The following is a 19,667-nucleotide window of genomic DNA, read 5'->3' on the forward strand; positions in this document are numbered from 1 at the left end:
GCTCGGGCGTGGTCGGGGCCGCGCGCCGACGGTGGTGCGATGCGGTCGAGGGGCGGACCGGCGGCGGCGCCGGTCAGCAGAGCGAGAAGGTGTCGCAGGCGGTCTTGATGGGCACCGCGAGGCCGATGCCCTCGGCGTCCCGCGCCTTGGCGGTGGCGATGCCGACGACCTCCTTGGACCCGTTGATCACCGGCCCGCCCGAGTTGCCGGGGTTGATCGGCGCGTCGAACTGGATGACCGGACCCGAGTCCTCCTTGCGGAACGCGCTCACCACGCCCGTGGTGACGGTGTCCTGCAGGCCGAGCGGGGCGCCGACCACCACGATCTGCTGGCCGGACTTGACCGGCGTGCTCGCCGCGACCAGCGCCTTGAACCGGGCGCTGGTGCGCAACTGGGCGATGTCCTTGTCCTTGTCGACCCGGACGATGGTCGCCTCGAAGCGCTGGTCGGACCGCTCCAGGAAGACCTTCCGTCCGCCGCCGTCGTAGACCGATTCGACCACGTGGAAGTTGGTCAGCAGCGTGGTGCCGCCGCCGGCCGGCGGCTTGCCGACCGCGAAGGCCGTGCCGGTGAAGTCGCCGGCCCGGACCCGGAACACGCTGGGCAGCACCGCACTCGCCACGGCCTCCGGGTTGAAGGCCGCCCCGGCCTGCTTCTCCAGGGCGCCCGCCCGCTGCTCCAGGCCGTCGAACCGGGTGCCGGCCGCGCCCTGGACCTCGGTCAGCCGCCGGTCGGTGGCGGCGAGCCGGTCGCCCAGCCGGTGGATCTGGTACGCCTGCACGCCGGCGACCACCGCGAGCAGCCCGGCGAGGACCAGCGCCAACACCGGCAGCCGGCGCCGCCGGGCCGCCGGATGCCCGGGCTGCGCGGGCACCGGCCCGGAGACGGGCTGCCCGGGGTACGCCACGGCGGAGGTCAACTGCCCGGGGTAGGCCGGACCGGAAACCGGCTGCCCGGGATACGCCGACCCGGAAACCGACTGCCCGGGATACGCCGACCCGGAAACCGACTGCCCGGGATACGCCGACCCGGAAAGCGGCTGGCCGGGGGCGGGGCCGGTCGGCTGGCCGGGGACGGTGGCGGTGGACTGGCCGGGGGCGGTGGCCGGCGGCCACCCGTCCTGGGCGCGGGGTGCGGTGGGCGCGCCGCCCGGACCGCCCCACTGCCCGCTGTTCGGCGTGGGCGACCAGGTGGCGCGGGGTGCCGGCACGGCAGGCTGGCCGGGACCGCCGGGCTGCCCGGCCGAAGGGCCAGCGGTGGCCGGCGACGCGGGGAAGCCGTCGGGAGCAGGCGGTGGGCCGGTGGGCGCCGGGACCGCGAAGCCTCCGGGCGCAGACGGCGGGCCGGTGGGCGCCGGGACGGGGAAGCCCTCGGGCGCAGGCGGTGGGCCCCCGGCCGGGGCGGGGAACGCGCTTCCGGCCATGGGAAAACTGGTCTGTCCGGGCACCTGGGCGTGGCCGGCCGGGCGCGCGATACGCGGCGGCAGTGGCCCCGGGCGACCGCCCGGCGACGGCTCGCCGGGCCCGTGGTCGGCCGTCTCGTCCGTGCCCTGCCCGGGCACCCCGTCGCCGGCTCCGTAACCCGCCGTCATGGTCGCTCGTCCTCCCCCGTACCCGCCCCGCCGTGACACCGCCGCGGGAGCCCTCCGGCCCCGACGCGGCCCGAAGGACCGTACCGGTGCGAACGGGGTTTGTCTCCCCCGATGTCCGACCCTGCCACATCGACGCAAGCCGACTCTGCCACGACATCTGCCGGTCACCCCGCCGACACGCGCCCGACCGGCTGCGCACACCGGATCTCCCGGCGCACTAGGGTTGGCAGGTGACCGACGAACCACCCCTGCGCCGTCGGGCCGCCGAAAGCCGTACGGGAGACGCCTCACCGCACCCGTCGCCGGCCGTCCCGGAGCCGGCGGACGCGGGGAGCGAACCGACCGCCGGCGGGCCCGTCCCGCTGACCGCTCCACGCGAGGGCACTCCCGCTCCGGTGGCCGCTCCGGCCCAGCTCGACGAGGTCGTGACCCGTTTCGCGGCCGGCACCGGCCCGGTGGCCCTGGACGCCGAGCGCGCCTCCGGATACCGCTACAGCCAGCGGGCGTACCTGGTGCAGCTGCGCCGGGCCGGCGCCGGCACCGTGCTGATCGACCCGCTGCCGCTGCCCGACCTCTCCGCTCTGGACGCGGCGATCGCCGAGGCCGAGTGGGTGCTGCACGCGGCCAGCCAGGATCTGGCCTGCCTCGCCGAGCTGGGGTTGCGGCCCCGCCGCCTCTTCGACACCGAGCTGGCGGCCCGGCTGGCTGGCTTCGAGCGGGTCGGCCTGGCCGCGCTGACCGAGCAGCTCCTCGGCTACACGCTGGAGAAGCACCACTCGGCGGCGGACTGGTCCAGCCGGCCGTTGCCGGAGTCCTGGCTGACGTACGCGGCGCTGGACGTGGAGATGCTCGTCGACCTGCGCGACGCCCTCGACGAGGAGCTGCGCCGGCAGGGCAAGTCGGAGTGGGCGGCGGAGGAGTTCGCCGCGCTGGTCCGCAACGGCGCCCGGCCGCCCCGCACGCGCGCCGAGCCGTGGCGGCGCACCTCGGGGATCCACCGGGTACGCGGCGCGCGGGCGCAGGCCCGGGTGCGCTCGCTCTGGTACGCGCGGGACCAGATCGCCGCGCGGCGGGACGCCGCCCCCGGGCGGGTGCTGCCGGACTCGGCCATCGTGGCCGCCGCCGAGCTGGACCCGAAGGACGAGAAGACCCTGCTGACCCTCCCCGGCTTCGGCGGTCGCTCGGTGCGCCGGCTGGCGCGTACCTGGCTGGCGGCCCTGGACGACGCGCGCCAGCTCCCGGACGACGCGCTGCCGGTGACCCCGGTGGTGGAGGGGCCGCCCCCGCCGCACCGGTGGGCGGAGCGGGACCCGGTGGCCGCGGGCCGGCTGGCCCGCTGCCGGGAGGTGGTGGTCGGCACGGCCGGCGCGCACGACCTCCCGCCGGAGAACCTGGTCGCGCCGGACTACATCCGTCGCCTCGCCTGGCAGCCCCCCGAGGAGATCACCGACGAGAGCGTCGCGGAGGTGCTGCGTACCTTCGGCGCCCGCGAGTGGCAGATCACCCTCCTCCTCCCCGCCCTCACCCAAGCCCTCCACCTCCCAGCGTCCTGACCCCGACCTCCAGCGTCGATCATGAAGTTAGCGGCAGTTTCGGAGATCGACATCGCCGCCAACTTCATGATCAACCGGGCGGTGGGGGCGGCGGTGGGTGGGGGGTGCGGGGTGGGGTGGGACACATGGGGGGTGGTGACGGGGTTGGTTACTGGCGAGTAGCATCCGGGGAAATGCCAGTGCCGGCGGCCTTCATCCGGCCGCCGCGCCGGGAGACGGCGCGGACGCCGGATCTATGGCCGAAAAGGAGGCTCCAAGTGCCCCGTGAAGTTCGGGATGTCGTCTTCGTCGACGGCGTCCGCACCCCGTTCGGCAAGGCGGGTGGCATGTACGCCAACACCCGCGCCGACGACCTGGTGATCCGCTGCATCCGCGAGCTGATGCGGCGTAACCCGCAGCTGCCGCCGGAGCGGGTCGAGGAGGTCGCCATCGCGGCCACCACCCAGATCGGCGACCAGGGCCTGACCATCGGCCGCACCGCGGCCCTACTGGCCGGCCTGCCCAAGACCGTGCCCGGCTTCGCCATCGACCGGATGTGCGCCGGCGCGATGACCGCGGTCACCACGGTGGCCAGCGGCATCGCCATGGGCGCGTACGACGTGGCCATCGCCGGCGGCGTCGAGCACATGGGCCGCCACCCGATGGGTGAGGGCGTCGACCCCAACCCGCGGATCATCGCGGAGAAGCTGGTCGACCCGTCCGCCCTGGTCATGGGGGCCACCGCGGAGAACCTGCACGACCGGGTCCCGCACATCACCAAGGAGCGCACCGACGCGTTCGCGCTCGCCTCGCAGCAGAAGACCGCCAAGGCGTACGCCAACGGCAAGCTCCAGGGCGACCTGGTGCCGGTCGCCATCCGGGACGAGGCGAACGGCTGGGGCCTGGCCAGCGTGGACGAGGCTCCCCGGGACACCTCGATGGAGAAGCTGGCCACCCTGAAGACCCCGTTCCGCCCGCACGGCAAGGTCACCGCGGGCAACGCGGCGGGCCTGAACGACGGCGCCACCGCCGCGCTGGTCGTCGCCGAGGACACCGCCCGCGAACTGGGCCTGCCGATCGGCATGCGGCTGGTGTCGTACGGCTTCGTGGGCGTGGAGCCCGAGGTGATGGGCGTCGGCCCGATCCCGTCGACCGAGAAGGCGCTGCGGATCGCCGGCCTGAGCATCGACGACATCGGCCTGTTCGAGCTGAACGAGGCGTTCGCCGTGCAGGTGCTCGCCTTCCTCGACCACTTCGGCATCGCCGACGACGACCCGCGGGTCAACCCGTGGGGCGGCGCGATCGCCATCGGTCACCCGCTCGCCTCCTCGGGTGTCCGGCTGATGACCCAGCTGGCCCGGCAGTTCGCCGAGCACCCCGAGGTCCGCTACGGCCTCACCGCCATGTGCATCGGCATCGGCATGGGCGGCACCGTGATCTGGGAGAACCCGCACTGGAAGGGTGGAGACAAGTGAGCCTCGCCGCACCGAACGAGGTCGTCACCAAGGCGCTGCTGCGCCAGGTGAACGTACCCGGGCTGGACCGTCCCGCCGCCCTGATCACCCTGGACAACGGGTTCGACCACACCAAGCCGAACACCTTCGGCCCGGGCGGCCTGACCAGCCTGGACGAGGCGATCACCGCTGCCCTCGCGGCGAACCCGGCGTTCATCGCGGTCACCGGCAAGCCGTACATCTTCTGCGTCGGCGCGGACATCACCGGCCTGCCGCTGCTGGAGAGCCGCGAGCAGGCGCTGGAGATCGGCCGGCTCGGCCACCGGGTCTTCGCCCGGCTCAAGGACAGCGAGATCCCCACCTTCGCCTTCGTCAACGGCGCGGCGATGGGCGGCGGCCTGGAGCTGGCCCTGCACTGCCACTACCGGACGCTGTCGGCGGGCGCGGCGGCCCTGGCGCTGCCCGAGGTCTCGCTCGGCCTGGTCCCCGGCTGGGGCGGCACCCAGCTGCTGCCGAACCTGATCGGCATCCCGGCCGCGACCCAGGTGATCCTGCAGAACCCGCTGATGCAGAACAAGATGCTCAAGCCGAAGCAGGCGGCCGAGATGGGTGTCGCGGACGTGCTGCTGGAGCCGGCCGACTTCCTGGAGCGGTCCCTGGAGTGGGCGGCCGGCGTGGTCCGGGGCGAGGTCACCGTGACCCGGCCCGAGGTCGACAAGGACATGTGGGCGGGCGTGCTCTACTTCGCCCGGCAGACCCTCGACCAGCGGCTGCACGGCGCGGTCCCGGCCGCGTACAAGGCGCTGGACCTGCTGGAGACGGCGAAGGACGCCGACTTCGCCACCGGCACCGCCGCGGAGGACGAGGCCCTCGCCGACCTCATCTTCTCCGAGGAGCTGCGCAGCGGCCTGTACGCCTTCGACCTGGTGCAGCGGCGGGCCAAGCGGCCGGCCGGCGCGCCGGACAAGGGCCTGGCCCGGCCGGTCACCAAGGTCGGCATCGTCGGCGCCGGCCTGATGGCCAGCCAGCTCGCCCTGCTCTTCGCCCGCCGCCTCCAGGTGCCGGTCGTCATGACCGACCTGGACCAGTCCCGGGTGGACAAGGGCGTCGGCTACGTGCACGCCCAGATCGAGAAGGCGGTCAGCAAGGGCCGGATGGACAAGGGCACCGCCGCCAAGCTGTACGGCCTGGTCAGCGGCTCGGTCGACAAGTCCGTCTTCGCCGACGCCGACTTCGTCATCGAGGCGGTCTTCGAGGACCTGGGCGTCAAGAAGCAGGTCTGGGCCGAGCTGGAGAAGATCGTCAAGCCGGAGGCGGTGCTCGCCACCAACACCAGCTCGCTGTCGGTCACCGCGATGGCGGAGGACCTGGAGCACCCGGAGCGGGTGGTCGGCTTCCACTTCTTCAACCCGGTCGCGGTGCTGCCGCTGCTGGAGATCGTCCGGGGCGAGCGGACCGACGACGCCACCCTGGCCACCGCGTTCGCCGTCGGCAAGCAGCTGAAGAAGTCGTCGGTGCTGGTCAAGGATGCCCCGGCGTTCGTGGTCAACCGGCTGCTCACCCGCTTCCTCGGCACCGTCTTCGCCGCCGTCGACGCCGGCACCCCGCTGGACGTGGCGAACAGCGCACTGGACCCGCTGGGCCTGCCGATGCGCCCGCTCGCGCTGCTCCAGCTGGTCGGCCCGGCCGTGGCGTACCACGTGGGCGGCACCCTGCACGCCGCCTTCCCGGACCGGTTCGGGGTCAGCGAGAACCTGAAGCGGATCGCCGACTCCGGCCAGCCGATCGTGGTCGACGACCAGATCAACGAGGAGGTCGCCAAGCTGCTCGTGGTCGGCGACCAGCCGCTCACCGCCGAGCAGGTCCGGCAGAACGCGCTGGACGCGCTGGCGCAGGAGATCCGGCTCATGCTCGACGAGGGCGTCGTCGCCGAGGCGCAGGACATCGACCTGTGCATGATCCTCGGCGCCGGCTGGCCGTTCCACCTGGGCGGCGTCACGCCGTACCTGGACCGGACCGGCACCGCCGAGCGGGTCACCGGCCGGCGGTTCCTGCCGCGCGGGACGGCCAGCCTGCGCTGACACCGCCCGCCTGAGCCATCGTCGCTCCCCCGCGATCGCGGTGGCCGGCCGTCCCACCCGACGGGGCCCGGCCACCGCGATCGTCGTCTCCGGCCAGCGGCGGCGGTGCCGGAATCGAACTGATGGGGACAGTCGAGGCACGACGGGCCGCCGGGTCACGACCGGGTTCCGATTTCGTCACCCCGGCCGATGGTGGACGACGCGGGGTTGGCCGGGCTGGCTACGATCACCCGTCCAGAGTCTTCACAGGAGCTGCCAACAAACATGTCTCAGCCCGGTTCCTACCCCCGCCCCCGCAGCAGCCCGGCGGTTACCCGCCGCCGCAGCAGCCGCAGTACGGCGGCGGATACCCGCCCCAGCAGCCCGGCCAGCCGTACGGCGCCGAGGCCGGCCAGCCCGGCTACGGCATGCCGGCCCAGCCGCCGAAGAAGAAGTCCAGCGCCGGCAAGATCCTGCTGATCGTGCTGGGCGTCGTGGTGCTGCTCTGCATCGGTGGCGGCACCGCCGTCTACCTCGCCACCAAGGACAAGGTGACCGAGGTCGTCGACGCCACCAAGACCCGGGTGGAGGCCCCGGCGACCCTGGCCGGCAAGCCCAAGGTGACCGAGCCGAAGCTCGTGGCCGCCGCGGAGCAGATGAAGTCGCAGATCCAGGGGGACGTGCCCGGGGCGACCAGCACGGTCGGCGCCTTCTACGGCGACCCGGCGAAGCAGGACCTGCTGATGATCGCTGGCGCGTCCGGCCTGATCGCCGACCCCAAGAAGGAACTGGACGACGCCACCAACGGCATCTCCAAGGACATGGGCGTGACCAACTTCAAGTCGGTCGAGCCGGGTCCGCTGGGCGGCGACGCCAAGTGCGGCGACGGCGAGACCTCGGGCGTGGACGTCGGCGTCTGCGTCTGGGCCGACAAGGGCAGCCTCGGCATGCTCCTCATCTACAACAAGCCGGCGAGCGAGCTGGAGAAGCAGTTCGTCACCATGCGGGGCCAGATCGAGAAGCGGGACTGACCGCTACCCCGAGCCCGGAGACCGGCCCCCGCCGCGCGGCGGGGGCCGGTCCGCGTATCCGGGTCAGGCCGGGGCGGCGGCCCGTTCCGCGGGGCTACGGCAGACGCAGAACTCGTTCCCCTCGGGGTCGGCCAGCACCACCCAGCCGGTGCCGTCCGGCCGCCGCCGGTCGGCGACCAGGGTCGCGCCGAGCCCGCGCAGCCGCTCGACCTCGGCATCCCGGGTCCCCTCGGCGGCGTGCACGTCGAGGTGGAACGCGCCCTTGCGGTGCCGCTCCCCCACCTGCACGAAGAGCAGGTCGGGGCCGTGTCCGTCGGGCGCGACCAGGACCGCCTCCGGGTCGCCGGGGTGGTCGTCGTCGTGCAGCTTCCGGTCGAGCACCCCCGCCCACCAACTGGCCAGGGCGTACGGGTCGTCACTCTCGACGGTGACGCAGTGGATCTGAGCACTCACGGTGCTTTCCTCCTGATTGGAGTGCGCCCCGCTGGAACTCGATGACGTCAGCGGCGACCGGTGCGGGGCGCGGGAATGTTCACGGTGGACATCGACGGCACCCCCCTCCTGCGGCTCGGGCTGACCGGCTGATCATGTCAGCCGGCCGGCCCCGGGCGCAAGGCCGGCCGCTTCAGGTGGCGGCCGGGGTGTCCGCCGACGGCAGCGTGACGGTCACCTCCAGGCCGCCGCCCGGCTGGGCGACCACCTTCACCGTGCCGCCGTGCGCGTCGCAGACCGCGCGGACGATGGAGAGACCGAGACCCGACCCGCGCGCCCCGGTCCGCTCCTGGCCACCCCGGCGGAACGGCTCGAACAGCCCTGGCACGTCGGCCTGGGCGACCTCGAAGCCGGTGTTGCCGACCACCAGCCAGGAGCGCCGGCCGTCGGTGCCGGTCCGCACCCAGAGCCGGCCCTGCAGGTGGTTGTAGCGGACCGCGTTCTCCACCAGGTTGCCGGCCAGCCGGTCGAGCAGGCCCGGGTCGCCGACCACTGGCGCCGGGCGCAGCGAGGTGTGCACCCGCAGGCCGATCCGCTCCACCTCCCGGGACATCGCCGACAGCGCGTTGGCGGTGCCCACCGCGAGGTCGCACTCGGCCCGGCGGGCCAGCCGGCGGCCGGTCTGGGCCTCGCTGCGGGCCAGCACCAGCAGCGCGTCGACCAGGCCGTTGGCCCGCTCCGAGGCCTCCCGGACCACGGTCGCCATCCGGCGGTACTCGCCGATGTCCGCCTCGTCGTCGCTGAGGGTCACGTCGATCTCGGTCCGCATCACCGCGAGCGGGGTACGCAGCTCGTGCGAGGCGTTGGCGACGAAACGTTTCTGCGCCTCGAACGCGGCGGCGATCCGGTCCAGCATGGCGTCGAAGGTCTCGGCCAGCTCGGCCACCTCGTCGTCCGCACCGGACCAGCCGATCCGCTGGTCGAGGGTGGCCTCGCCGAGTCGCCGGGCGGTGGCGGTGACCTGGTGCAGCGGGCGCAGCGCCCGGCCGGCCACCGCGTACGCGCCGGCCACCCCGACCACGCTGATCGCCAGCAGCGCCGCCAGGCCCTTGACCAGCAGCTCCCGGGAGGCGCCGTCGACGAGCTGCCGCTGCCACTGCCCGGCGTCCAGGGTGCGGCCGTCGGCCAGCACCACCGTGGTGCCGGGCAGCAGCTCGTCGGTGGGCCGCAACGCGTCGCGTACCAGCAGCCAGGCCAGCAGCACCAGGATCGCCCCGGCGCCGACCAGCAGCACCCCGTTGAGCAGGGTGAGCCGCAGCCGCAGGGTGGGCCGAGGCCAGCGCCGACCGCTCACCGTGCCACCTGGGCCAGCATCCGGTAGCCGGCCCCGACCACCGTCTCGATCAGCGGCGGGTCGCCCAGCTTCTTGCGCAACGTCATCACGGTGACCCGGACGATGGTGGTGAACGGGTCGGTGTTCGCGTCCCAGACCCGTTCCAGCAGCTCCTCGCTGGAGACCACCGCGCCGCGCGCCTTGAGCAGCTCGGCCAGCACGCCGAACTCCTTGTTGGTCAGGTCGACCGGTGTCCCGCCCCGGGTGACCACCCGGCGGGCCGGGTCGAGCACCAGGTCGGCGACCTCGAACACCGGCGGGGCGGCCGGGGTGGCCCGCCTGCCGAGCGCCTGCACCCGGGCCACCAGCTCGTCGAAGGCGAACGGCTTGGGCAGGTAGTCGTCGGCGCCGAGCTGGAGGCCCTCGACCCGGTCGGCGACCGTGCCGCTGGCGGTCAGCATCAGCACCCGGGTCAGCGCCCCGGAGGCGGCCAGGTCGGCGCAGATCCGATCGCCGTGCACCCCGGGCAGGTCCCGGTCGAGGATCACCACGTCGTACCGGGTGACGAAGGCCGCCTCGTGCCCGGCGTCGCCGTCGTAGGCGACGTCCACGGCCATGCCGCGCTTGCGCAGCCCGCGCGCGATCGCGTCGGCGAGGTTCCGCTCGTCCTCGACCACCAGTACCCGCATCCCGGCCTCCCACCTCGTGACCTCCCGACAACCTAGTGCCGGCCACCAAACCAGCGTCCCTCGCCGTCGTTGCAAAGATCCTTCAGGTACGCGATGCTTCGCGGCATCCGTTGACATCCGCCCGGCCGCCGTGCCGGGCACCGAGCGGAGGGAGCACGCCGTGACCGCGGTCGACCCCGGGCGGGACATCACCTACCGGCGCTTCCGGTTCCCGGCGGACCTGGCGCTCGGCACGGCCGACGGGGTGACCGCCGGGGCGGGCGGCCTGGTCATCGGCGCGCCGGCCGGCCGGATCGCGCACACCGATCCGCACTCGGGGGTCACCGCCGACTACGAGTTGGCGACCTGGACCTCGCCGGTGGTCGAGGCGGGCTTCCCGGTCGCCGAGGTGGTGCCGTCCTGGACCGGGGACACCCCGGTGGGCTGCTGGCTGCGGGTGGAGCTGCGCGGCCACGACGCGGGGAAGCCGACCACCGACTGGTACGACCTGGGGCACTGGGCCGCCGACGAGACCACGATCCACCGCAGCTCGGTGCCCGGGCAGACGCGGGACGAGGCGTGGGCGAAGGTGGACACCTTCGGCCCGCTGCGCTCGGCGGTCACCGGCTGGCAGCTCCGGGTCACCCTCCACCGGCGGACCGGCCAGGCGGTGAGCCCGGTGCTGCGTACCGTCGGCGCGGTGGCCACGGCGACGCTCCCGGAACCGGCCGGCAGCGCCGACGCCGGGCCGGCCGGCCCGCCCGGGAGCGCGGGGCAGGCCCGGGGACGGGTGCTCGACGTGCCCCGGTACTCGCAGCGGCTGCACGCCGGCGGGGAGACCCGGTGGGGCGGCGGCGGGGACTCCTGGTGCAGCCCCACCTGCGTCTCGATGGTGCTGGACTTCTGGGGCGCCGGCCCCACCCCCGACCGCTACGCCTGGGTGGCGCCGCCCGGCCACCGGCCGGTCGTGGTGCACGCCGCCCGGCACTGCTACGACCACGCGTACGCGGGGGCCGGGAACTGGCCGTTCAACACCGCGTACGCGGGCCGGCACGGGGTGGACGCCTTCGTCACCCGGCTGCGCGGCCTGGCCGAGGCGGAGCGGTTCGTCGCGGCGGGCATCCCGCTGATCGTGTCGGCGGCCTTCGCGAAGGGCCAGGTGCCGGGGCTGGACTACGACACCCGGGGGCACCTGATGGTGCTGGTCGGCTTCACCGCCGACGGCGACCCGGTGCTCAACGACCCGTACGCGCCGGACGACGAGGCGGTCCGCCGGACCGTGCCCCGGGGGCCGTTCGAGGCGGCCTGGCAGGGCGGCAGCGGGGGTGTCGCGTACGTGATCCGGCCGGAGCCGGTCCCGCTGCCCCCGCCGCCCGCGCAACCCAACTGGTGACTCACCGGTCCACCGGCCACACCACCAGCCCGCCGGCCGGCCGCAGGCAGACCAGCGCCGTGCCGGCGTCCGCGCACTCGTCCCAGGAGCCGGGCAGCACCGCCCGGATCCGGACCTGACCGGCCGGGACGTCCAGGGTCGCGACGAGCGTGCGGTCGCCGGGGAGCCGGCGGAGCCCGAGCTGCCGGGACGCCGACCGGTCGCCGGCCAGCCGCCACCGGCCGAACCGGGCGAGGACGCGGCCGGTGACCGGGTCCAGGGCCGCCAGCTCGACCTCCAGCCCGACCGCCGGGGCGGCGGCGAGCAGCCGGTCACCGACCGGCGTCGCGCCGAGCCAGTGCTCGTCCGACCAGAGCTGCCGGCCGGTCACCGGGTCGTACACGCGCAGCCCGGGCAGCTGGCCCTGCAGGCACACCACGCCCGCGCAGTCGGCGAACCAGGCGGGGACCCGCGCCGGCACCGGCACGGTCCAGCGCCGCTCCAACCGGTCCAGCCCGTACGCGGTGACCGGGTTCAGCTCGCGGCTCGGCGGCGGACTCGCCGGGCCGGCGTCGTCGGCGCCGTCGACCAGCAGCAGGTCCGCCACCACCTGGGTGAACCGGTACGACACCCGGTCGATGGCCGGCGGCACCCGGCCGGTGCGGCGCAGCGCGCCGGACCCCGCGTCGTACACCGCCACCCGGCCGTCGGCGGAGACCAGCACGATCTCCGTCACGCCGTGGTCGCCGTCCCGGTACGCCACCCCGTTGCCGGGCAGCGGCAGGGACCAGCGGGCCCGGCCGGTCGCCGGGTCGACCGACCGGATCGTGCCCGAGCCGTCGGCCCGGGGCGTCTCGAAGAGGAGCCCGCCGGCCTGGGTCTGCGCCGGGTAGCCGGACTGCCGCCAGCGCTCCGCCCCGGACTCCGGGTCCAGCACGACGGTGACGGTGTCCCCGGCTCCGGCCGGGCTGCTGGTGACCAGCAGCAGCCCGGCCAGCGTGCCCAGGCCGAGCACGTGGTCGCCGGCCGGGAGGAGGAAGCGCCACCGCTGCTGCCCGTCGGGCAGCCGGTGCCCGGTGACCACCCGGCCCGAGCCGCCCACCGTGCCCGGTCCGTCGGCCACCACCAGCCGGCCGGCCACGATCAGGAAAGTGGCGCCCGGCGGTGCGGGCACCGGGGCACCCGGTGGCTGGCGCGGCGCCGGCACCGCGCCGGCCAGGGTGAGCAGCGCGACGAGACCGAGCGCCACCACCCGGACGGCGGGGGCAGGGGGCCGGCGCGGTCCGGCCGGCGGGTCGGCCTCGTCGCCGTGCGGCATCTCCCCCAGCTCGATCAACCGGCTCATCCGATCCGCCACACCCCGAAGCCCCCGTCGCCCTGCCGGCAGACGAGCAGCACCCCGCCGGCCCGGCAGCTGCTGAGCAGGCCGGCCACGGCGTCGCGGACCACGGCACGGCCGGTGGCCGGATCGAGCTGCGCCACCCGTAGTCGACCGTCACCAGCGAGGCGGACACCGAGCACCCGGCCGTCGGCCTCGTCCTGCGGGACCAGGCTCCAGTCGCCGAGGTCGGCGACCACCCGGCCGGTGCCCTCCTCCAGCACGGCCAGCGTGGTGCCGGCCCCGCCCTCCACGGCGACCAGCAGCCGGCCGCCGGCCGCTGCCAGCGCGCCCGTGAACCGGTCGTCGCTCCACCGGATCGCCCCGGTCGCCGGGTCGAGCGCCCACATGCCGCCGGTCTGCCGGCTCAGGCAGAGCAGGTGGCCGCAGTCCTGCGCGTAGCCGACCAGCGGGATGGCGACGGTCCAGCGGCGGTCCAGGGTGTCCAGGTCGTAGGCGCTGACGGTGCCGGCCGAGTCCCGGGCCACCAGCAGCAGGCCGCCGGCGATCAGGACCCGCGGCCGGGCGGGCAGCTCGCCGGGGCGCAGGTCGCGGGCGACCAGCCGGGCACCCGTGCCGGCGTCGTACACCTCGGTCACGCCGGAGGCGGGCAGGTGCACCAACCGATCGACCCCGGCCGGGCCGAAACTGAGCAGCAGGTCTCCGGACAGTGGCGGGACCGTCCACAGTGTCCGACCGGTGGTCACCTCGACCCGCCGGGGCGGCTGGTCACCGCGCTCGTCGACCGCCTGCACCAGCAGGCCGTCGCCGGCCGGGTAGGCCACGCCGGACTCCCGCCACCCGATCCGCCCGGTACCGGCCTCGACGCCCACCGTCTCCCACCCGACGTCGGCGGCGGTCCGCCCGACGAGCAGGACCATCCCATCCTGCTCCCACACCGCGACGGCCGCCCCGTCGACCGGCAGCAGGGTCCGCCAGAGCAGCCGCGGCGGGCCCTGGTCCACCCGGTACGCGACGAGCTGCCGGCCCACCCCACGGCCCGGGTCACGCGGCTCCACCACGTACACCCGGTCGCCGGCCACGAACGCCGCGGCGGCCGGACCGCCCGGCACGGTGGCCGCGACCCGCGCGGCCACGGGCGTCGCGGCGGCGAGGGTGAGCAACGCCACCGCCAGCACGGCGAGCAACCGGTACGGGCGGCCGCCGGCCGGCCGCCGCCGGGCCGGCGGATCCGGCGTGACGTCGTCACGGAGCTCACCCAGATCGATGATGGTCACGGCCACCCCTCTCCGCGCCGCCGCCCACGGCGGGACCCACCGCGCCACCGGCTGGCCGGGTCGACGGCGTGCCGCCTGTACGATGGCCCGTCGTGGCCGTGCCGGTGGTAGACCCTTCGCTGAACTCCTCGCCCGTCGCTACCGAGCCGGTCGTGGTGGACCCGCCGCACCGGCCCCGACGCCGGCCCGCCCGCGCCGACGTGCTGGCGCTCGCAGCCTATGCGGTGCTCGGTGTTCTCGTCTGCCTCAACTACTGGGGCGATGTGCAGCACCGGGTCTCCTCGCACCTGCCGACCGACCACAGCTGGTTCGAGTGGCTCTTCGCGCACGGCGCCTACTCGGTCCGCCACCTGGAGAACCCGCTCTTCACCGCCCGGCAGAACGCCCCGGACGGGGTGAACATGATGGCGAACACCTCGCTGCTCGGGGTGACCCTGCCGCTGGCGCCGCTCACCCTGCTCCTCGGCCCGCAGGTGATGTACGCGCTCTACCTCGGCGCGGCGCTGTCGGCCACCGCGGCCACGTCGTACTGGATGCTCTCCCGGCATCTGGTCCGGTCCCGCGCGGCGGCCTTCGTCGGCGGCGCGTTCCTCGGCTTCGCCCCCGGCATCGTGCACCACGCCAACGGGCAGCCGAACTTCGTCTCCAACTTCCTGCTCCCGCTGATCGTGGTCCGGGTGCTGCGGCTCGGCGAGCCGGGCCGCCGGCTGCGCAACGGGATCGCGCTGGGCCTGCTGGTGTCCTACCAGATCTTCATCAACGAGGAGATGTTGCTGCTCACCGCGCTGGCCTGCCTGGTCGTGGTGCTCGCGTACGTGGTGCAGCGGCCGCGCGCGGCCTGGCGTCAGGCGGGCACCTTCCTGGCCGCCGGCGGCGTCGGCGCGGGGGTGGCCCTGCTGCTCACCGCGTACCCGATCTGGTACCAGTTCAACGGGCCGCAGTCCTACCGGGGGCTGCAGGGCGGCATCTTCCACAGCTGGGGCGAGGACCTGATGGCCTTCGTCACCTTCGCCCGGGACACCGTGGCCGGCGACGAGGCGGTGGAGAAGACCATCGGGCTGACCGAGCAGAACAGCTGGTTCGGCTGGCCGCTGGTGCTGGTCGCGCTGGTCGCCCTGGTGCTGCTGGTGCGCCGCTCGCTGCCGGCCCGGATCGTCGCCGTGCTGGTGGTCCTCTTCACCGTCGCCGCGCTCGGCCCCAAGCTGCGCTTCGACGGGGTGGAGACCACCGTCGACGGCCCCTGGGCGTACGTGCCGGACAACCTGCCGCTGGTCGAGATGATGATGCCGACCAGGCTGACCCTGGTGGTCGCCGGCGCGGTCGGCGTGCTGCTCGCGCTGGCCTGGAACGCCCTCGCCGGGGGCGGCCGCCCGCCGGTGCCGGCCCCGCGTGCCGCCGTCGAGGCTCCGCCGGCGCCGTCGCCCGCCGCCGGGCCGCGCCGACGCTGGCTGCGCGGTCTCGGGTACGCCGCGATCGTGGCCGCCCTGCTGCCGCTCCTGCCCCGCCCGCTGCCGGCCCAGCAGATCGATCCGCCGCCGCACTTCATCACCGCCGGCGGCTGGCGGCCGTACGTGCCGGCGGGCCGGACCCTCGTGCCGGTGCCGATCCCGAGCAACGTGCACGGCCTGCCCACGCTGCGCTGGAGCGCGCTGACCGGGCTGGAGTTCCCCATCCCGGCCGGCTACTTCATCGGCCCGAACGAGAACGGCGAGGGCGTCTTCGGCGCGCCGAACCGGCCGACCAGCACGCTCATCTACTCCACCATGGACGCCGGCAAGGTGCCGGAGATCACCGACGAGAACCGCCGCCAGGCGCTCGAGGACCTGCGCTTCTGGAAGGCGTCCGTGGTGGTGCTCGGGGCGAACCCGAGCGAGGGCGTGCTCCGCGAGCTGATGACCGCCCTGCTCGGCCCGCCCCAGCGCGTCGACGACGTCTGGCTCTGGAACGTCCACGACCGCGTGTAAGGAAGGGCCCCTTCTTAACGCCTCCGGTAGAGCAGGGGCCCCCTGCTAACACACGCCACCGCGCCTCGCCGTTCAGCCGAGGAGGGGGCGGACGTCCCAGATGTGTGCGCCGGGCACGTCCCGGCCGGGGCCGACCAGGGCGTCCACCGTGGCCCGGACCGGGTCGCCGGGGGACGACGCGGCCTGCACCAGCACCGCCGCCCGCCAGTGCCGCAGATCCTCGACCGCCTGGCGGCGTTCCACCTCGCCGACCGGCGGCACCTGGCCGGTCTCGGCGGCCCGGCGCAGCAGCACCGAGGTGGGGCGGTCCGGGGCGCCCCAGCGGGCGGTCGGGTCGTCCACTCCCCGCGGGCCGATGAAGTAGCCGCCGGGCGCGTCGAAGGCCAGCAGGGTGCGGGCCGACCAGAGGGTGCCCGGGCTCACCGCGGCCCCGGTCACCGGGGGCACGGGCACCAGTGTCCGTCCGGGTGGGACGTACCCCCGCCAGTCGCCGCCGGCGACGAAGGCCGGCACCGGCGCGGCCGGCACGGTCCGGATCGGCGTCGGGGCCAGCGGCAGCAGCGCGGCGGCGACCGCGCCGGCCCATGGCGCCCAGGTCCGGACGACGCGCAGACGGACCCGGTCCAGGGCGAGGGCCAGCAGCACCCCGAGCACCGGTACGCAGACCAGCGCGAACCGGGCCGGCACCACCAGGTCGAGCAGCGGCACCCCGGCGAGCAGCCGGTACGGCCCGGGCAGCCCGGTGTCGTGCCGGTTCACCACGATCGTGGTGCCGAGCGAGAGCAGCGCGAAGAGCACCCCGCAGGCGGCCAGGGCACGGACCAGGGGCCGCCGCCCCAGCCGGACCACCACCAGCACGGCCAGCAGCGGCAGGAACGGCCCGAAGTAGGAATTCTGCTCGGTCGGATTCGGCGACAGCAGCCCCGCCCGGTAGCCGTCCCCGGCGACGCTCTGCCGGGCGGCGGCGGTGAACGAGGCCGCGTCGAGCCGGAAGCTTCGGGTGTGGAACGGCATCCCGCTGTAGTGGCCCGGGCCGTGGAACTGGAACCACAGCGGGTACGCCAGCAGCACCCCGGCGACCAGCGCCCCGACGCCGAGCCGGCGGGCCACTGCGGGCGCCAGTCGGCGCGCCCCGGCCCGGTCGGCCAGCGCGTACGTCCCGGCGAACACCCCGGCGGCGAGGGTGAGCAGGACCAGCACCTCCTCGCCGAGGAAGACCTGGTACGCGACGGCCAGCCCGAGCAGCACCCCGTCCCGCCGGATCCGGTCGGTGCGCGGCCGGAACACCAGCGCGAGGATCACCGGCACCAGGAACTGGGCGGCCATGTGCAGGTGCGCCCCCGCCTGGGCCACCATGCCGGGGGCGAACCCGCAGAACAGGCCGCCGACCGCCGCGGCGGGCCGGGACCGGACCAGGCGGCGGGCCAGCAGCGCGTACCAGGCGGTGGCGGTGCCGGCCAGGCAGGCCACCACGGCGACGATGAAGGCCGCCTGGGGGCCGCCGAGCAGGGTGACCGGGGCGAGCGGCACACCCAGTCCGAGCACCGACGTGTTGGCCATCAGGTTGACCCCGTCCGGGGCGTTCAGGGCGGTGCTGTAGAGCAGGTTCTCCCCGCCGGTCACCGCCCGGGCCGCGTGGGCCAGCATCCATTCGAAGAGGATCTGGTCACCGGCCTGGTGGAACAGCCGGTCGGGGCGGCCCCACTGGCCGGCGGTGAGCGCGGCGGCCAGGCCGAGGTAGCCGGCGACGACCAGCGCGTCGACCGGGCGCGGCCATCGCCGGCGGTCGCGCCGTCCCGGGCCGTCGTCGGCCGCCGGCACGAGGCCCGACGGGGCGGCCGGGCTCAGGCCGACTGGCTGGTCAGTGTCCGGACGTCCCACAACCACACGTCCAGCTCCTGCCGGGCCGGGCCGAGCAGCTGCTCGACGCTCCGGCGCAGCGGCTCGGCGTTCGGCTCGTTCAGCGGCAGCACGACGATGGCGGCCCGCCAGTGGCGCAGCTCGTCGAGGAAGCGGCGGCGCTGCCGGTCGTCCAGCTTCGGCGTACGCCCGGTGGCCGCGACCTCCTCCAGCAGGTCGCCGATGCCGCTCGGGCGCCCGCCGAACCGGCCCGGGTCGCCGGTGACGCCGTTGCGCGGGGCGAGGAAGTAGCCACCGGGGATCTTGAAGGCCAGGTCGGTGCTGGCCGCCCAGCGCATCGGGTCGGTGTTGCCCATGCTCGGCACCGGCACCGACACCAGGGTCTGATCCGGCCCGACGTACTGCCGCCAGCGGTCGGCGGTGATGAACTTCGGTACCGGCGGACGGCTGGTGACCTGCAACGGCATCGGCGCGATCGGCAGCAGCGCGAGCACCAGGCCGGCGACGGTCACGATCCGGATGGTCCGCCGGTCGGGCACCCGCAGCGCGGCGGCCCGCTCGACGGCGAACGCCAACAGCACGCCGATGACCACGCCGGTGATCAGGCCGAACCGGGTGGGCACCACCGCGTCCAGCAGCGGCAGGTGGACCAGCAGCTCCCACGGCCCGGTGAACAGGTCCCGGTCCCACCAGGACACCCGCTCGCCGAGCGAGAGCACCGCGAAGAGCGCCCCGGTCACGGCGAGTGCCCGGACCAGCACCTCCCGGTGCAACCAGACCACGATGCCGACGGTGAGCAGGGACAGGCTCCAGCCGAAGAAGGCGTTCTCCTCGGAGTAGTTCGGGGCCAGGTTGACGTTGGCCCGCTCGTTGCCGCCCAGGGTGGTCGAGCCGGGCGCGAAGAACGCGGCGATGTCGTTGCCGTAGTCGCGCACGGTGTCGCTGAGCCCGTGGTACGCCATCGGCCCGGCGAACTGCACCTGGAGCGGGTACGCCAGCAGCGCCCCGGCGAGCACCGCGCAGACCGCCAGTCCGGTGCCGAGGGGACGCCACGCGGCGGCCCAGAGGTCGCGCCGCTGGACGAGCACGGCGAGCAGGAACACGCCGCAGGCCAGCGCGGTGAAGAGCAGGATCTCCTCGTTGATGAACGCCTGCCCGGTGACCAGCAGGGCGAGCAGCGCGCCGTCGCGGACCGGGCGGGTGGAGCGGGTCAGCACCAGCACCCGCCAGACGATGAACGGCAGTAGGAACTGGGAGATGATGTTGGGGTGCCAGTTGGCGTGCGAGAGCATCGCCGGCGAGAACCCGCAGAACCAGGCGCCGACCGCGGCGGCCAGCCGGAGCCGGACCACGTGCCGGGAGAGCACCCGGTACCAGGCCGCGGCCGTGCCGGCCAGGCCCAGCGTGACCAGGGTGACGAAGGAGACCGCCGGTCCGAACAGGAGGGTGACCGGCACCATCGGGATGCCGAGGGCCAGGATGGCCGTGTTCGCCATCAGGTTGACCCCGTCCGGATAGTTGAACTGGTCGGTGTAGAACGGGAACTCGCCGTGCAGCACCACGCGGACCGAGTGGGCGAGGAAGAACTGCACCTGCGCCGGATCGCTGCTGTAGAGGGCCGCCACCCGGCCGGCGGGGTCGACCCACATCCCGCTGGTCACCCAGAGCGCGGCGAGCAGGAAGACGGCGTGCACCGCGAGGTCGATCCGGCGCAGGGTCCAGCGCCGGCGCCGCCGGACCACCGGGCGGCCGGC

At 74.8% G+C, this 19,667-nt stretch carries 14 protein-coding genes; 6 read left to right on the forward strand and 8 right to left on the reverse strand.

All coding sequences use genetic code 11. The features are described 5' to 3' along the window. Positions 1–73: 73 nt before the first annotated feature. On the reverse strand, positions 74–1,591 hold the full coding sequence (locus EFE23_RS01045; protein ID WP_123238958.1) for a trypsin-like peptidase domain-containing protein: 1,518 nt from the start codon (positions 1,589–1,591) through the stop codon (positions 74–76). Between the two features lie 230 nt (positions 1,592–1,821). Between EFE23_RS01045 and EFE23_RS01050 the strand changes: the two genes are divergently transcribed. From EFE23_RS01050 to EFE23_RS01065, 4 genes are all read left to right on the forward strand, one after another. Beyond that, positions 1,822–3,144 (forward strand): ribonuclease D, encoded by a 1,323-nt coding sequence (locus tag EFE23_RS01050; RefSeq protein ID WP_123238959.1) that lies wholly within the window; start codon positions 1,822–1,824, stop codon positions 3,142–3,144. Positions 3,145–3,401: 257 nt separating this feature from the next. Further along, positions 3,402–4,598 carry a thiolase family protein gene (locus EFE23_RS01055; protein WP_123238960.1) on the forward strand — a complete coding sequence of 399 codons (1,197 nt, stop codon included), beginning with the start codon at positions 3,402–3,404 and terminating at the stop codon, positions 4,596–4,598. Beyond that, positions 4,595–6,658, forward strand: a complete 2,064-nt coding sequence (locus EFE23_RS01060) for a 3-hydroxyacyl-CoA dehydrogenase NAD-binding domain-containing protein (RefSeq protein ID WP_123238961.1) — start codon at positions 4,595–4,597, stop codon at positions 6,656–6,658. Before EFE23_RS01055 ends, EFE23_RS01060 begins: the two co-directional genes overlap by 4 nt. Before the next feature lie 407 nt (positions 6,659–7,065). Beyond that, entirely contained in the window at positions 7,066–7,668 is a 603-nt protein-coding gene (locus tag EFE23_RS01065; RefSeq protein ID WP_233600807.1) for a hypothetical protein, read from the forward strand. A 63-nt stretch (positions 7,669–7,731) separates the two neighbouring features. Here the strand turns inward: EFE23_RS01065 and EFE23_RS01070 are convergent, their stop codons facing one another. The 3 genes from EFE23_RS01070 to EFE23_RS01080 form a co-directional block, all read right to left on the reverse strand. Next, positions 7,732–8,121 (reverse strand): VOC family protein, encoded by a 390-nt coding sequence (locus tag EFE23_RS01070; protein WP_123238962.1) that lies wholly within the window; start codon positions 8,119–8,121, stop codon positions 7,732–7,734. A gap of 172 nt (positions 8,122–8,293) precedes the next feature. Further along, a complete protein-coding gene (locus EFE23_RS01075) occupies positions 8,294–9,454 on the reverse strand; it encodes a sensor histidine kinase (RefSeq protein ID WP_123238963.1) in 1,161 nt (386 codons plus the stop codon). After that, a complete protein-coding gene (locus tag EFE23_RS01080) occupies positions 9,451–10,122 on the reverse strand; it encodes a response regulator transcription factor (protein ID WP_123238964.1) in 672 nt (223 codons plus the stop codon). The genes EFE23_RS01075 and EFE23_RS01080 overlap by 4 nt, the downstream gene beginning before the upstream one ends. A gap of 160 nt (positions 10,123–10,282) precedes the next feature. Here EFE23_RS01080 and EFE23_RS01085 point away from each other — a divergent pair, with 160 nt between their 5' ends. Further along, the gene (locus EFE23_RS01085) at positions 10,283–11,494 is read left to right on the forward strand and encodes a C39 family peptidase (RefSeq protein ID WP_233600808.1); all 1,212 of its coding nucleotides are present in this window, start codon (positions 10,283–10,285) and stop codon (positions 11,492–11,494) included. Position 11,495: 1 nt separating this feature from the next. Here the strand turns inward: EFE23_RS01085 and EFE23_RS01090 are convergent, their stop codons facing one another. Continuing rightward, positions 11,496–12,818 carry an outer membrane protein assembly factor BamB family protein gene (locus tag EFE23_RS01090; protein WP_123238965.1) on the reverse strand — a complete coding sequence of 441 codons (1,323 nt, stop codon included), beginning with the start codon at positions 12,816–12,818 and terminating at the stop codon, positions 11,496–11,498. Continuing rightward, on the reverse strand, positions 12,815–14,089 hold the full coding sequence (locus tag EFE23_RS01095; protein ID WP_123239048.1) for an outer membrane protein assembly factor BamB family protein: 1,275 nt from the start codon (positions 14,087–14,089) through the stop codon (positions 12,815–12,817). The genes EFE23_RS01090 and EFE23_RS01095 overlap by 4 nt, the downstream gene beginning before the upstream one ends. A 119-nt stretch (positions 14,090–14,208) precedes the next feature. Here EFE23_RS01095 and EFE23_RS01100 point away from each other — a divergent pair, with 119 nt between their 5' ends. Beyond that, a complete protein-coding gene (locus EFE23_RS01100) occupies positions 14,209–16,053 on the forward strand; it encodes a DUF6311 domain-containing protein (protein ID WP_204334562.1) in 1,845 nt (614 codons plus the stop codon). 72 nt (positions 16,054–16,125) lie between these two features. Here EFE23_RS01100 and EFE23_RS01105 read toward each other — a convergent pair whose 3' ends face one another. Both EFE23_RS01105 and EFE23_RS01110 read right to left on the reverse strand, forming a co-directional pair. After that, positions 16,126–17,940: a DUF6311 domain-containing protein gene (locus EFE23_RS01105; protein ID WP_123238967.1), complete on the reverse strand. Its 1,815-nt coding sequence runs from the start codon at positions 17,938–17,940 to the stop codon at positions 16,126–16,128. Continuing rightward, positions 17,898–19,655, reverse strand: a complete 1,758-nt coding sequence (locus tag EFE23_RS01110) for a DUF6311 domain-containing protein (protein WP_233600817.1) — start codon at positions 19,653–19,655, stop codon at positions 17,898–17,900. The genes EFE23_RS01105 and EFE23_RS01110 overlap by 43 nt, the downstream gene beginning before the upstream one ends. Between the last annotated feature and the right edge of the window lie 12 nt (positions 19,656–19,667).

Origin of the sequence: Micromonospora solifontis (genome assembly GCF_003725545.1) — a bacterium.
GTDB classification, from domain to species: Bacteria; Actinomycetota; Actinomycetes; order Mycobacteriales; family Micromonosporaceae; genus Micromonospora; species Micromonospora solifontis.

Excerpts from the sequence above, each read along its gene's own strand:
- EFE23_RS01090 (WP_123238965.1), bottom strand. The coding sequence starts at position 12,818 with ATGAGCCGGTTGATCGAGCTGGGGGAGATGCCGCACGGCGACGAGGCC.
- EFE23_RS01065 (WP_233600807.1), top strand. The coding sequence starts at position 7,066 with ATGCCGGCCCAGCCGCCGAAGAAGAAGTCCAGCGCCGGCAAGATCCTG.
- EFE23_RS01045 (WP_123238958.1), bottom strand. The coding sequence starts at position 1,591 with ATGACGGCGGGTTACGGAGCCGGCGACGGGGTGCCCGGGCAGGGCACG.
- EFE23_RS01080 (WP_123238964.1), bottom strand. The coding sequence starts at position 10,122 with ATGCGGGTACTGGTGGTCGAGGACGAGCGGAACCTCGCCGACGCGATC.